Genomic DNA, 13,956 nt, shown 5'->3' with positions numbered 1-13,956 from the left:
TGCCGACAGCCCAGGATGCGTTGTGTGGCTGAGTTGCCTGTGAGGCCGGAACGCTCACCGCTGATCTTCAATGCGTGAAGTTACGGTGATGTGAGAGTCAGTCCGGTCCCGGCGGTCAGCCCACCCTGCGCGTACCGCATGGCGCGCGGCACACCACAACGGGCACGAGACATCACCCGATAGGGTCACATTCATGTTCACAGTGGACCGACGCCAGTACGTGCGGACGCAGCTGCTCGAGCGGGCTCGCGAGGACAAGCGGATCGTCGGTGCCGCGATCACCGGCTCCGCCGCACGGGACGCCGAGGACCGCTGGTCCGATGTCGATCTCTTCTTCGGAGTGGTGGACGGCATCGCGGTAGAGGAGACTTTGAGCGACTGGAGCGCCTTCGTCTACCACGAGCTCGGCGCGATACACCACTTCGACCTTCGTGCCGGCTCTGCGGTCTATCGCGCCTTCCTTCTTGGGGAGTTGCTCGAGATCGATCTGGGGTTTACCCCCGCCGCCGCGTTCGGTCCGATCGGTGGCGGAGGCTTTCGGGTCGTCTTCGGTGACGCGGTGGAGCGGCAACCGGGATCCGTCGATCCAGGACATCTGATCGGCCTTGCCTGGCACCACGTTCTCCACGCCCGGATCTCCGTCGAGCGTGGCGCCCTGTGGCAGGCGGAACATTGGATCAGCGGCGTCCGCGACCACACCCTGGCCCTTGCCTGCCTTCGGCTGGGTCACCCCGTAGCTCATGCCAAGGGCGCGGACCAGCTGCCTCCTGACGTCACCGGGCCCGTCCAAGAAGCGCTCGTACGCAGCCTCGACGCCGGCGAGCTCTCCCGCGCCCTTGGAGCAGCGACTCGAGCCTTTCTACGTGAGCTGCGCGAAACCGATTCCGAGGTCGCTGGAACCTTGGAGAAGCCGCTGCTCGACCTGGCAGCGGTCTCATAGGGGCCCACACGGGTCGAGGCGTCACAGGCCACCCGACGTCTCGCAGTGTCGCTGCCCGCAGGCCGAACAACGAATTCTGACGAACTGCAGTGGCAGACCCCGCACTGGAACAGCCAGGCGATCGGTTTCCATGACCGGCTCGGTGGCACGTCGACCGCCAAACGCCGTTACACCCTGCCCCTGCCGTACAGGACAGGGGCGGGATCCTGGGTCGGGGAACCTCGGTCAACCGGGCGTGGGCAGTCGAGCGGCGGCTGCGGCAGACGGACACCTTCATCCACCGGCACGGTGAGCGACAAGGCTCGTGATAGGCCCCCGAGAGGCGGCGGATCGCCGTTCGCGCCCGCCGGGGGTGAGGGGCTCTTTCCCGGTGGGAAGGCCCGGCTGCCGTAAAATCCTCGGTGTGGACTCCCTGCTGCCCCGCCCGCGGGCCGAGATCGCGCCCGGTGCGGTTCACGTGCCCGGCTGGCTGGATTCGCCCCGCCAGCATCAGCTGGTGCAGGCGTGCCGGGACTGGGCGCGCACCGGGGAGATGGAGCGGGTGCGGCTGCCCGGCGGCGGGCTGTTGTCGGTACGGACCCTGTGCCTGGGCCTGCGGTGGAGGCCCTACCGCTACACCGGCGAACCGGTCCAGCCGCTGCCGGACTGGCTGGCCGAGCTGGGCCGTACGGCGGTGGCCGACACGCTCGGCGGTTCCATCGACCCCGACGTCGCGCTGGTCAACTTCTACGACGACGCCGCGAAGATGGGCATGCACCAGGACAGGGACGAGCGCAGTGCGGCCCCGGTGGTGTCGTTGAGTCTGGGAGACGCGTGCGTGTTCCGGTTCGGCAACAGCCAGACCCGCGCCAGGCCGTGGCGGGACGTCAGGCTGGAGTCGGGTGACCTGTTCGTGTTCGGCGGGCCGTCGCGGCGGGCTTTTCACGGGGTGTGCCGGATCCTGCCGGGCACCGGCCCTCAGGGGCTGCTGAAGGGGCGGCTCAACATCACCTTGCGCGAGTCGGGGCAGGGGCTCGCCCACCGGCCGCCGCGACGGGCATCGACGTGACCCTCCCCCCGCCGAACGCCGCGAACCGGCCGGGTGAGTAAGGGAGCGGCCCGGACGGCGGCAACCGGTACCTGGCGCTCGGTCTCGGCACGGGGCAGGCCGCGCGTAATACGCCCGTACCCGCCCATCTGCACGATGGTGACCTTGATGCCGAACCCCTCGACCCTCCATCGCCGGTGCCTCGCTGACCGAGTCCGGCGCGGCCTTGCTGCGCCGGAGAAGCCGACGGTGGCCATCCACCGCCGCTGCCCATTGAGGTGATTCGACGCACGCTCCGCGAGTGAAGAGCAATCCCCGAGCCCACACTTGATCTTTTAAGCTGACCGATATGCGAAATTCGGTTGTAATGGGACAGGCGAGCCTGGTGAGGTAACCGCTATGAGCGGGGGCAGGGAGCAGGCGCAAGAGGCGAGGACAGAAACCGACTTTATGGTCACGACGCAACCGGCTCCATGGCGCGGGATGGCGGTGGTGGTAGCCCTGATGCTGGCTGCCTTCACCTTCAACACGGCGGAGAACCTGCCGATCGGCCTCCTGGGACTCATCTCGGAAAGCCTCCAGGTGTCGGTGTCAGCGGTCGGCCTCCTGGTCACCGGCTATGGGGTGGGCCGCCCCGGTGAAGTTGGAGGCTAGATCGCTTGGTTCTCGATCGCCAGGCCGCCGTCGGCGGTTGATCGGTGGAACGTCTCCTCGTACTCGGCCGGAGGAACGTTCCCGCAGTAAGAATGTAGCCTTTCAGAATTATACCAGGCAACCCATTCCATGGTGGAAATCGTCACATCCATGACGCCTTTCCAGCCGCCATGGAACTCGATTAGCTCCTTCTTGTAGAGACTGTTGAGCGACTCCGCAGCGGCATTGTCATACGAATCGCCTTTGCTGCCCACAGAACGAGCCGCACCGACCTGGTCGAGCCGTTCGGCGTAGCGGATAGAAGTATATTGAACGCCTCTATCGGAATGGTGAACAAGGTCATCGATGACGCCTCCACGCGCCCAGATCGCCATTTCCAGGGCGTCGAGTGCCAGATCGGTGCCCAGGTGGTCGGCGACCTGCCAGCCGACGATCCGACGGGAGTACAGGTCCTGGACGAACGCGGTGTACACCCAGCCGGAGGCGGTGGCGACATAGGTGATGTCCGCGACCCATCGCAGGTCCGGCCGGCCCGCGGTGAAGTTGCGTTCCAGCAGGTCACCGGGTCGATCGGCGCCGGGGACGGTGGTCCGGGGCCGTTTGCGCGACCAGGTCGCCCCGCACAGGCCCAGCTCGCGCATCAGCCGCTCGACCGTGCACCGGGCGACCGTGACGCCCTGGCGGTTGAGCTGGCCCCACACCTTCCGCGCCCCATATAGGCCACGTCCCGGGCCGTTCCACACTTTCAGGATCTCCTTTTTCACCTCTTCGTCCCGGACCGCACGAGCCGACGGATTCGACTCCCGTTTCTTCGCCGCCCAGTACGTGGACGGCGCGAACTCCAGCACGGCACAGATCGGCTCCACACCGAACCGTTCGCGATGGGTATCGATGAACTCGACTAGCGCGGCAGTCTGGGATCGAGTTCCCGGGCGAAATACGCCGAGGCGGCCTTCAGGATCTCGTTCGCCCGCCGCAACTCGCGATTCTCACGCTCGAGTTCGGTGATCCGCTGGGCGTCAGAAGTCGATGTCCCCGGGCGCTTCCCGCCATCGACCTCGGCCTGGCGCACCCAGGTCCGTAGCGCCTCGCGGTGCACCCCGAGCTGGTCTGCGACCCGGGCCAGCACGCCCGCCCCCTCACCGGCCGCACGCAGCTCGAAAACCATACGGACAGCGCGTTCCCGCAGCTCAGGGGCATACTTCCTCGGTGGTGCCATAACTCCTCACCCTTCCAGGTATCGGAGCCTCCAACTAACTCGGGGTGGCCCAGGGTGACGGTGGCTGTGGCGTCTTTGCCGCTCACCCATGCCACGCGGGCCGTGCCCCGACGTTATGTGCTCATCGGACTGCTGGCCGCTCTCGTCGTGTCCAGTCTGGTTGCCGCCCTGGCCGCCTCCTATTGGCTGCTCCTCGTAGCGCGACTGTTGACCGCGCTCGCCCAGGCGCTGTTCTGGGCCGTGATGGGACCGGTCGCGGTGGGCCTGTTCGCGCCCGAGGCCCGCGGGCGTGTGGTCGGGGCGCTGTCCGTCGCCGGTTCGCTCGCCCTCGTTCTCGGTGTTCCCGCCGGGACCTGGCTGGGACAGCAGAGCGACTGGCAGGTACCCCTCGCCGTGCTCGCGGGTCTGGGGCTCATCTCCCTGGTGACGATCGCCGGTTTGCTGCCGACCTCACGGCCGGAAGAAGAACCCGCGGCCTACGGAACCAGTCCTGACAGCCGTTGGTTCGGGACCGTGCTGGCGGCCGGGACCTTGTCCGCCACCGGCGCGTTCGCGGGCTATACCTACATCGTGAAGTTCCTGGGCGACGTGAGCGGCTTCCCTCCGAACACGGTCAACGTCTTGTTCGTGACCTTCGGTGTGGCGTGTCTGACCGGGGTGAGCATCACCGGAGCGTTTCTTGGCCGATTTCCGCGCGCCGCGCTGACCACTGCCGTGGCCACGCAAGCGGTGGGCATGCTCGGCCTGTACGCGGCCGGCACGCATCCCACGGTGGCGGTGGTGTTCCTGATGCTGATGGGCGGTGCGCTCGGTCCGGTGTTCATGACCACTCAGAACGAGATGCTGCGCTGCGCACCGGGCCGCACGGATATCGCACTCGCGGCGAACTCCGGTGCCTACAACGCCGGCATCGCGGCGGGCGCCGCGCTCGGGGGCCTGGTCCTGCCTCTCGTCGACGTGCGGGGTACCTTCCTCGCCGGCGGGCTGGTGACCGTCGCGGCCTGCGCGGTGCTGGTCGGCGGGCTGCTGCTTCCCAGGAGGATCGCCTAAGAGTCATGCTCACGTTGGAGCAGCCGCTACGGTGGCCCGCGGCCGACCTGTCCGGCTGTGATTGCGTGACCTGCCGATGCGCCTGGCCTCCTTCGCGCCGGTTGGCCGGCTGCTGCGGTGTCGCCTGCAGCTCGCCTGAAATCCCGCCGCTGCGCCTGTCATTCGATGAGCGCGCCCGCCGAGCCCGCACCAGGAAAACGCCGCTCACGGTCAGCGCCGCCCACTGTGTTCTCCCCCGATGGGGTACGGGTCCTACTTTGGTAGGTGATGGCGCCTGCGAACCGGCGATTACCCTGACCCGGTGAGCAAGATCCGACCCTCGCACCCGATCGCGGTGGCCAGCGTGGTCCTCGGGATGGTCGGCACCTGCGGTCGGCAGTGATGTGGACCTTGCTCCTCTGCCCGCCCCTCGAACGTCCGAGCAGGGCGGCTTTCAACCGGAGTTTGCGCCGGCGCCGGATACGTCGTCGCTCTTTCCGTTCCGCCCCTCCAGCAGGGCTTCGAAGACTCCGGCGTCGCGCCACCGCCGGAAACGGTGTCGTCTCAGCGCAGCACGGCCTCGGCCTCGGCGCGCTGGTCGAACTGGGTGCGATACAGCTCCTCGTAGCGGCCCTGGGCCTCCAGCAGGGCGCTGTGCGTGCCGCGCTCCACGATGTGCCCGTCCTCGATCACCAGGATCAGGTCGGCGGCCCGGACGGTGGACAGCCGGTGGGCGATCACCACCGCGGTCCGCCCGGCCAGCGCCTCGCTCAGCGCGTCCTGCACCGCGGCTTCGGAGGTGGAGTCCAGGTGTGCGGTGGCCTCGTCGAGGATCACCACCTGCGGGCGGGCCAGCAGCAGGCGGGCGATGGTCAGCCGCTGGCGCTCACCCCCCGACAGCCGGTAGCCGCGCTCGCCGACGACGGTGTCCAGCCCGTCGGGCAGCGAGGAGACCAGCTCGGACAGCCGGGCGCGCTCCAGCACCTCCCACAGTTCCTCCTCCGGCGCCTGGGGTCGTGCCAGCAGCAGGTTGGCGCGGATCGACTCGTGGAACAGGTGACCGTCCTGGGTCACCATGCCGAGCGTCTCGCGGATGGATTCGGCCGACAGATCCCGCACGTCCACCCCCGAGAGCCGCACCGCGCCGCTGTCGACGTCGTAGAGCCGGGGCAGCAGCTGGGCGATCGTCGACTTGCCCGCGCCGGAGGATCCCACCAGGGCCACCATCTGTCCCGGTTCGACGCGGAAGGACACCTCGTGCAGCACCTCGACGCCGCTTCGCGCATCCAGTGTGGCGACCTCCTCCAGTGACGCCAGCGACACCTTCTCGGCCGAGGGGTAGGCGAAGCGCACCCGGTCGAACTCCACCGACACCGGCCCCTCGGGCACCGGCACGGTGTCGGGCTTGTCGGTGATCAGAGGCTTGAGGTCGAGCACCTCGAAGACCCGCTCGAAGCTCACCAGCGCGCTCATCACCTCCACCCGGGCGCTGGCCAGGGCCGTCAGCGGCGCGTACAGGCGGGTGAGCAGCAGGGCCAGCGCCACGACGGCGCCCGGGTCGAGCTGGTCGCGCAGGGCGTAGAACCCGCCCAGGCCGTAGACCAGGGCCAGCGCCAGGGCCGAGACCAGGGTCAGGGCGGTGATGAAGACCGACTGCACCATCGCGGTGCGCACCCCGATGTCACGCACCCGCCGGGCCCGCGCCAGGAACTCGGCCGACTCGTGTGAGGGCCGGCCGAAGAGCTTCACCAGTGTCGCGCCGGGCGCGGAGAAGCGCTCGGTCATCTGGGTGCTCATCGTCGCGTTGTGGTTGGCCGACTCGCGCTCCAGCCGCGCCAGCCGGGCGCCCATCCGCCGGGCGGGCAGCACGAACACCGGCAGCAGCACCAGCGAGAGCAGGGTGATCTGCCAGGAGATCCCGATCATCACCACGAGTGTCAGCGCGAGCGTCACGAGATTGCCGGCCACCCCCGACAGGGTGTCGCTGAAGGCTCGCTGCGCGCCGATGACGTCGTTGTTCAACCGGCTGACCAGCGCGCCGGTGCGGGTGCGGGTGAAGAAAGCGATCGGCATGCGCTGCACGTGGTCGAACACCATGGTGCGCAGGTGCAGGATCAATCCCTCGCCGATGCTCGCCGACAGCCACCGGGTCAGCAGTCCGAGCGCGGCCTCGGCGAGCGCGATGAGCGCGATGAGCACCGCGAGCCGGACGACGACGCCCAGCTCGGCGCCCTTGTCGATCGCGTTGATCACCTGGCCCGCCAGGACCGGTGTCGCCACCGCCAGCACCGCGGTCACCACGCTCGTCAGCAGGAACCATTCCAGGCGCCGCCGGTGTGGCCGGGCGAAGACCATGATGCGCCGCAGCGTGGCCTTGGAGAAGGGCCGCCGGTCCTGCTGGGCGTTCATCGCGTGGTACAGCGAGTTCCACGCGGTCATTTCCATGTTCATCGCACATCACCGGGTCCTGGGGTCGTCATTGCGGGGGCGGGCAGAAAAGCCTCAGAAAAAGCACCGGCCCAGACTTTTATACGGTGGCCGACCGACATTTTCGCCGGGCCACACGCCTCGTCCGGCGGTATGAGACAACCCTAAAACCTCAACTAAAGGTGAGGTCAAGCCGTCTCTCGCCGCTCCCCCGCCCTCCCCTTCTCCGGCGGCGACGGCCAGGCGGCCGGTAGCGCTGGGTGGCCGCCCGGCGACGGTCGCGAATTCTCGCCCTCACGTTTTGAGGGCGACCTGCCGGGTGACGATCCGGCCGCCACACGGGACAAGGGGTCCAGCCAAGGTAAGCCCAAAAGCCGCAATACAAGATCAACAATGTTGCGGCTCGGGCGCGGCCTGCGTGGCGTCAGGCCTTGGTGAGGTGGCGGTAGATGGTGGGGCGGGTGACGCCGAATTCTTCGGCCTGCTGGGCTTCTGGGCGCTGGTCTCGGGTGGATACGCGCGCTACCCCGATTCTCGTGATCGAAGTGTAACGTGAAGGGGGTTGTGCGTTACATAGGCGCGTACACGGCATGCGTTACAGAGGCGACCTGCGGGAACACCAAGTTGATCTTTGTGTAAAGCGAACGAACGTTTATGTTACGCGATCGCATGTGGGCGGCCGTCGGAGTAAGGACTGCCAGCAGGGATCTCCAGGACCGGAGCGGTCCGTTGGCATGACGAATGCCTGCACACGAGCATGCGACGGCTGGCTTCGGAAGTGAGGAGGGGGTGGACAGTCGTTGGCGCCAACGACTGTCCACCCCCTCCTTAATCCCTGATCCCGCTTACTTCGCTATTGGTCCGAAACTCCATCGGGTGGTCAGCCCGCAGCTCACAGATTCAAGATCGTGATTGCGCAGAGGAGCGGGATCAGCCGCCGTCCCCGCCCTCGGGACCGGTTTCTCTCCTGAGACCGCCGGGGACGATCTGACAGGGTGCCACCGGGCCGGTCGCGACCTGGATTCTGCCGCCGACCATCATGCCGTGCCCGTCGTCCTGGTACCACAGGCTGTAGACCAGGGTCTGGCCGGGCTTGATCTGCTCCGGATGCAGCCTCCAGAACGCATGCTCACCCTCGGTGGGTGGTTCGCTGGTGAACAGCTTCGGGTTGTCGGGCGCGTATTCGGCGCGGGGTTCCTTGCACTCCTTGCCGATCGGCAGGAAGAGCACCACCGATTCCACGCCGAAGTCACGCAACTTGCCTTCGATCACCTCGGGATGTTTGTAGTCCCGAGGGTAGATCCTGATCGAGCCGTCGGGTTCGCGTTCGACCGCGTTCGCCGCGACGCCGCCCTGCCCCGACAGCACCGGGATGCCCACCGCCAGCAAAAGAGCGATCCCCGTGGCGGCGACGGCCAGGCCCACCCACCGGCGCTCGTGGAAGAAGCGCATGAACGGGTGCGATTCATCCCGGTTGACTTCCATGATCAGGTGAGTCCTTCGAAGCGAGTGATGGTCGGCGGGAAGATCACGCTCTGGCGGGATTCTGTAGTTGGTCACAGTTCCTCCCTCTTCCGAAGCGCCGTATGGCGCTCACTCCGTCTGTGTCCTGACCGGGGTTCGAGTTCCGCTCCTGAGAGCTTTTTCATTCGGGCGCGCGCACGGGAAAGCCGGGACCGTACGGTTCCCACGGGAATGTTCAGTGCCACGGCGGCATCCTCGTAACTCAGCCCGGACCAGACACACAACGTCAGAACTTCCTGGTCGGCGCGCGGTAGCCGATTCACCACCGCCAGGATTTCGCGCATCCGCTGTTCGTCGTCGATCCGCCCTGCGACTTCCTCCGCCGGATCGATGACCGAGGTCAGAGGCGGGAGCCGGCCGATGGCCGCCTGGTGACGGCGCAGCGACCGAGACCGGTTACGCAAGGCGTTGTTGGCCACCCCGAGCAGCCAGGGCAGCAGAGAATCACTGCTGATCCGCACCTGGCGGCGGCGTCGCCACGCCTCCAAGAACACCACCGAGGTCAGGTCTTCAGCGGCCGACCAGTTCGCGGTGCGCCGAAAGCAGTGGTTGTAGACGCTGCGGGCATGCCGGTCGAACAAGGTCCCGAAGGCCCCACCGTCGCCGTCGGCCGCGCGCGACCACAACTCGAGATCTGTATCCACACCCGGCCTATGTCCGTATATCCAAGAGAGTTCCCGAGGGATCCTTCACCATCACATAACTTTGCAGGGAGTCCGGCAGTATTTGCTGGTCAGCTGCTATAGCGCGCCTTACCCGGCCTTGGCCGCAGAGGATCGCGCCGCCCGTCCTGTTCTCGGTAACTCAAGATCAAGCCCTTTCGACCTTAGGCTCCCGCTTACGTTCCGGGTTCCAGAGGGCGGCAACCTGCCGATAGCACCGGCCGGCATCACGCGGCCTGCTCGGTGTCGGCTTCGCCGAGCTTGGTGAAGTCGACGTCCAGGTGGGGTTCAGGTGTAGTGGGCGTTGCGCTTGGAGCCGGAGCGAAGCCGACGCAGCAACAGCGTGGAGGAGATAGCGCCCTCGCGCACCGAGACCGCCACCCGCATCAGGTCCTCAAAGTGGTTTTCGATCAGGTCCCAGTCGATGACGTTGGCGCCCGGCTCGCCGAACAGGGCGTCGATGTGGACGTAGCTGCTCTGCTTGCCGGGGCGGTAGAAGTTCAGGTCCTTCCAGTTGCGGATCCTGGGCATCAGCTCAAAGCCCAGCAGATGGGCCAAGCTGAAAACGGGCAGGCTCTGGCCTTGGGTGTCGGCGTGGATGGTGGTGGGCTGCACCTCGGAGGCGTTCTTCAACAACCCTTCGATGATGTAGACCGCCTCCCACACCCCGCACGGGATGAAGTGCGTGAACAGCGCGATGTAGGTGTCGGCGATGTGGTGGTAGGCGATGCCGCCGGGCTTGCCGTACCGCACGGAGGTCTCAGCGAGGAGGTTGTTCAGATAGGTGTCCATGTGGGTGCCGTCGGCCGCCACAGTCGTCCCATCACCCCACGCCCGCGACAGATCGAGCTTGGCGTGCGCGTTGACGATGTCAGTGATGGCCTCGTTCAGCTTGGCGAGAGAAAAGTGCCGGTTGGCCGCCATCGACAGCTCGTGACCGCTCACCCCGGCGATGTGACGGGCCGCCTCGTAGGAACCCATGTTGGTGCCATTGACAAACGTGGTGATGACGTACCGGCCGAAGGGATCCTTCAGCTTCGGGTCGTTGCCCGACGCCGGGCCGAAGCGGCGCCACCACTCGATCCAGTACGCGGTCCGGGCCAAAATCCCCAGCAGGGACCGCTCCGGCATCCGGGACCTGATCTGTTGTTCCAGCTTCTTGGCTGAGGGCCGCTGGACGTCGGCTTTTCGCCGGTCGAGGATCTCGTTGCCGAGGGCCTGGGTGAAGCCGAGGTTGGCGACGATGTTGCCCCGGTAGTGGGCGCGGTAGCGGGAGAAGAGGGCGAGGCGCTCCTCAACGGTGCCGGGGGCGCCCCGAAGGTGCAGGTAGGCCAGGTTGCCGTCGTTGAGCTTCTCGAGCAGCCGGTCGTAGTCGGCGAGTGTCTCCTCGTCCGCGGTGAACGCGGTTCCGCTGGTCCAGCTCGGGGACATCTTCACGCTGATGCGGTCGCTGCCCCACACGTCACCGACGGCGTCGAGGACGTCGAGGAGGAACCGGGCCCGCTTCTCGCCGCTGCCTCCGTAGGCGTCGGTGCGCCGGTTGAGGCGGGGGTTGAGGAACTGCGGGATCAAGTAGGGTCCCTGGGCGTGGATTTCCACGCCGTCGAAGCCGGCGCGGCGGGCGTTCTCGGCCGCATGGCGGTAGTCGGCGACGGTGTCGGCGATCTCAGCGGCGGTGTAGGCGCGAGGGGTGAGGGTGTCCTTCGGGCCGGAGGCGGTGAAGGACACCCTCGCCGGGGTTGACGGCCGAGGGTCCGGCGGGCAGGCGGCCCCCGTGGTGGTCGGGGTGGGAGGCCGCGCCGACGTGGCCGAGCTGGGAGACGATCCGCCCGCCCGCCTCGTGGACGGCTTCGGTGACCTTCGCCCAGCCGGCGGTCTGCGTGTCGGTGTAGATGCCGTGGAGGTGTGCGGCGCCTCCTTCGCCGCCTCGCTCGCCGTCCTGGCCGAGATGATCGAGGACGGTCCGGGCCAGGACGGCTCTCCGCTGGAGCGGGTCGTGGCGGGGTACCTGTCCCCCGCGCACCGTGCGAAATGGTCGGCGCGCTGATGCTCGCCCGCGCCGTACGCCACGTCGAACCCGGGCTCTCCGACGAGATCCTGAAGACCGGGCGCGGCCACGCCCTCGACTGATGCGACCCAGGACCGCTGCGGGACGTGGCGCTGAGGCGTTCGCGACAGACGGGCCGGCCGGCACTCCTCGCCGAAGGCCCGGAACCGGGACCGCCCCCACCCCCCTCTAGGCTGGGGAACCGTTCCCCGATGACCTTGAAGGAAAGGTGCCTCGCTGTGCCGACCGCACTCCGTCTGTTCCGTTACGTGGCGATCGCTGAGGCATGCTCATGGGCGGGACTGCTCATCGGCATGTTCTTCAAATACATCGCCGACACCGGCGACCTCGGAGTGAAGATCTTCGGCCCGATCCACGGTGCGATGTTCGTGCTGTACGTGGCCGGGGTGTTCGCCGCGGCCCGGGTGGAGCGCTGGAGCCCGAAGGTGATCGTGCTGGGACTGGCGTGCTCGGTGCCTCCCTTCACCTCGCTGTGGTTCGAGCGGCGCATGCTGGCCCGCCACCGTCAGCCGGTCGCGGCCTAGAGATCCGGCGGGAGGTCCAGTACGGCCTGTGTCGCCGCGCGGCACCGCCGCGGATGGGTGAGCAGGTCGGTGGAGTCGCCGAACTGGTCGATCGACCCGGCCGGGGGCAGCGCCCGGATCACCGGATCGCCGATGGCGGCGCTCAGGGCGTCGGCGAACCGCTGGGCGCCGATGACCTGGAACGGCCGGTCGTGGAAGTTCCGCATCGAGGTGTCGAGCGCCGGCTGGGGAACCAGCCGGTTGTGTAAGGCGGCCACCCGCCGGTAGGCGCGGCCCAGGTGCTCCTGGCGCGCCCGCCAGTCGTCGTCGGCCACCGCCGCCGACAACTCCTCGCCCAGCTCGGCCGTACCCGACAGGCGGGCGAACCCGCTGCCGAGCCACTTCGCGTACGGCGGGTAGCGGCGGCGCATCAGCAGCACCAGCCGCATCAGGTCACGGGCCAGGCCGGCGGTGAGCAGCGCCGAGCCGAGGTCGTCGCCCACCTCCCCGCACCGGCCGGGGAAGGCCTCCATCTGGGCCAGGCGTCTCCACTGCGCGGCCAGTACGTAGCGTTCCAGGTCGGGCGGGTACCAGCGCAGCGCGCTACGGGCAGGCTCCAACACGTTCAGGCCGTCGTGGAAGACCTCCCCGGAGGTGACCTCCGCCAGTCGCTGCCAGGGGGTCGACAACCAGTCCAGGGTGCTCACGCCCCGCAGCGGGTCGAACCCGAGCCGGTCGGTGAACCAGGTGGCCGCGTCGCTCACCTGCACGCCACCGGTGGCGCCGACGACGGTGCGGTAGCCGCAGAAGACCTCCGGCAGGCCGTCGATGACGGCCTGCCGGACCTGCCCGGTCAGATGGGGGGCGGTGAACAGCACCACGCGCGGTCCCCAGTCGTGGTCGGTGGAGCGTTCGGTGTCGAACGCCAGGACCTCCGACCCGGCGCCGATCAGTGCGGCACTATGGGGAACACCGGTCAGGAGCGGCCGCACGACCTGTGCGTAGAAGGTGCGCGAAAGCTCCAGACCAGGTATGAAACTGGACATCATTTCATCCACTCTGCCTGGAGCGACCGCGCCTCGCACCCGGTTTTTCTCCCGCTCCCCCGGCGCCCGCGCCACCGCCTGAGGACGCCCTCTCAGACGCCCTCCAGGGCCACGGCGGCGACCGGGCGGATCCGCAGGCCCAGCCGCTCATACAGGCCGATCGCGGTGCGGTTGTCACTGTCGACCATCAGCGCGACCCGGCCGTGGGCGGCGGCCAGCGCCTCGAAGACGAACCGGCACAGCCTCTCGCCGTGGCCTCTGCCCCGGTGGGAGGGCGCGGTGGCCACCCCGGCGACGAACCCGACCTGCGGGCAGGACCAGGCGTCGGCGGCCGTGGCCACCAGCGTCCCGTCGTCGGCGCGTATCCCCGCCCATCGGCGGATGCCCGTCACCCCGGGGGTCGCCCACGCCGAGGGGGAGGCCTCGGCCAGCAAGGCGCTCACCTCCGCGTCCGCGTCCCGCAGCCACCCGCCCGTCCCCGGCTGAGCGCGACCGGGCGGCGGCGGGCCGGCGGCGTCCATCCACTCGAACGACGCCAGGGGCCGCATTCCCGGCACCAACCCGACGAGCTCACCCAGCAGGTCCCGATCGCCCAGCAACCGGTAGGAGGGGCCGAGCTTGGGCCATACCAGCTCCACCAGCCGGGCCACCTGCGGTGCGGGGCCGTGCACCGCCAGCCGGTCGCGGCGGTTGAGATCCGGGCTGGCCACCACCACCGCCTCCCCCATCGACCACGCCCGCACCCCGGGGCCCATCCCCTGCGCGGCCCACACGGTCAGCGTGTCGTCACCGCAGGCGGCGACCACGTCGCCGGCCGAGGTCAGTTCCACTGCACGGTCTTTCAACGACGAACTGCC

At 68.2% G+C, this 13,956-nt stretch carries 13 protein-coding genes and 1 other annotated feature; of the genes, 6 read left to right on the top strand and 7 right to left on the bottom strand.

Translation table 11 applies throughout. The annotated features are described in order from the left end of the window. The first annotated feature begins 193 nt into the window (after positions 1-193). The 3 genes from J2853_RS11605 to J2853_RS11595 all read left to right on the top strand — a co-directional run bounded on the left by J2853_RS11605 (position 194) and on the right by J2853_RS11595 (position 2,621). The gene (locus J2853_RS11605) at positions 194-940 is read left to right on the top strand and encodes a hypothetical protein (protein WP_307557191.1); all 747 of its coding nucleotides are present in this window, start codon (positions 194-196) and stop codon (positions 938-940) included. A gap of 394 nt (positions 941-1,334) precedes the next feature. After that, positions 1,335-1,988, top strand: coding sequence for an alpha-ketoglutarate-dependent dioxygenase AlkB family protein (locus J2853_RS11600; protein WP_307568660.1), 654 nt, complete (start codon positions 1,335-1,337; stop codon positions 1,986-1,988). Between the two features lie 378 nt (positions 1,989-2,366). Further along, the gene (locus J2853_RS11595) at positions 2,367-2,621 is read left to right on the top strand and encodes a hypothetical protein (protein ID WP_307557189.1); all 255 of its coding nucleotides are present in this window, start codon (positions 2,367-2,369) and stop codon (positions 2,619-2,621) included. On the opposite strand, the gene J2853_RS11590 is transcribed toward J2853_RS11595, so the two are convergent. After that, positions 2,618-3,840 (bottom strand): IS3 family transposase gene (locus tag J2853_RS11590; protein WP_307556111.1). Its coding sequence is split into 2 segments (ribosomal slippage): positions 2,618-3,558 and positions 3,558-3,840, totalling 1,224 coding nucleotides; the frame shifts between segments, so codons are not numbered across the junction. The two genes, J2853_RS11595 and J2853_RS11590, sit on opposite strands and share 4 nt — an antisense overlap. Then, positions 3,452-3,565: a sequence feature (AL1L pseudoknot), on the bottom strand. Its footprint overlaps the gene before it by 114 nt. Before the next feature lie 54 nt (positions 3,841-3,894). On the opposite strand from J2853_RS11590, the gene J2853_RS11585 reads away from it, so the two are divergent. Beyond that, positions 3,895-4,890: an MFS transporter gene (locus J2853_RS11585; RefSeq protein ID WP_307557187.1), complete on the top strand. Its 996-nt coding sequence runs from the start codon at positions 3,895-3,897 to the stop codon at positions 4,888-4,890. Between the two features lie 543 nt (positions 4,891-5,433). On the opposite strand, the gene J2853_RS11580 is transcribed toward J2853_RS11585, so the two are convergent. The 4 genes from J2853_RS11580 to J2853_RS11565 form a co-directional block, all read right to left on the bottom strand. Beyond that, the gene (locus J2853_RS11580) at positions 5,434-7,320 is read right to left on the bottom strand and encodes an ABC transporter ATP-binding protein (protein ID WP_307557186.1); all 1,887 of its coding nucleotides are present in this window, start codon (positions 7,318-7,320) and stop codon (positions 5,434-5,436) included. 906 nt (positions 7,321-8,226) lie between these two features. After that, positions 8,227-8,781, bottom strand: coding sequence for a hypothetical protein (locus tag J2853_RS11575; protein ID WP_307557184.1), 555 nt, complete (start codon positions 8,779-8,781; stop codon positions 8,227-8,229). A 71-nt stretch (positions 8,782-8,852) separates the two neighbouring features. Continuing rightward, entirely contained in the window at positions 8,853-9,464 is a 612-nt protein-coding gene (locus tag J2853_RS11570; RefSeq protein ID WP_307557182.1) for an RNA polymerase sigma factor, read from the bottom strand. A gap of 306 nt (positions 9,465-9,770) precedes the next feature. Next, positions 9,771-11,210 (bottom strand): Tn3 family transposase, encoded by a 1,440-nt coding sequence (locus J2853_RS11565; protein ID WP_307557180.1) that lies wholly within the window; start codon positions 11,208-11,210, stop codon positions 9,771-9,773. Between J2853_RS11565 and J2853_RS11560 the strand changes: the two genes are divergently transcribed. Further along, complete coding sequence (locus J2853_RS11560) at positions 11,179-11,529, top strand: hypothetical protein (protein WP_307557178.1); 351 nt, start codon at positions 11,179-11,181, stop codon at positions 11,527-11,529. The two genes, J2853_RS11565 and J2853_RS11560, sit on opposite strands and share 32 nt — an antisense overlap. 239 nt (positions 11,530-11,768) lie before the next feature. Then, on the top strand, positions 11,769-12,074 hold the full coding sequence (locus J2853_RS11555) for a DUF3817 domain-containing protein (RefSeq protein WP_307557176.1): 306 nt from the start codon (positions 11,769-11,771) through the stop codon (positions 12,072-12,074). Here the strand turns inward: J2853_RS11555 and J2853_RS11550 are convergent. Further along, positions 12,071-13,099: a DUF4037 domain-containing protein gene (locus tag J2853_RS11550; RefSeq protein WP_307557174.1), complete on the bottom strand. Its 1,029-nt coding sequence runs from the start codon at positions 13,097-13,099 to the stop codon at positions 12,071-12,073. The two genes, J2853_RS11555 and J2853_RS11550, sit on opposite strands and share 4 nt — an antisense overlap. Positions 13,100-13,191: 92 nt before the next feature. Further along, positions 13,192-13,944, bottom strand: coding sequence for a GNAT family N-acetyltransferase (locus J2853_RS11545; RefSeq protein ID WP_307557172.1), 753 nt, complete (start codon positions 13,942-13,944; stop codon positions 13,192-13,194). Between the last annotated feature and the right edge of the window lie 12 nt (positions 13,945-13,956).

This window comes from Streptosporangium lutulentum (assembly GCF_030811455.1).
Lineage (GTDB): Bacteria > Actinomycetota > Actinomycetes > Streptosporangiales > Streptosporangiaceae > Streptosporangium > Streptosporangium lutulentum.
Note: the sequence above shows the minus strand (reverse complement) of the source record. Positions and strands in the feature narration are given on the sequence as shown.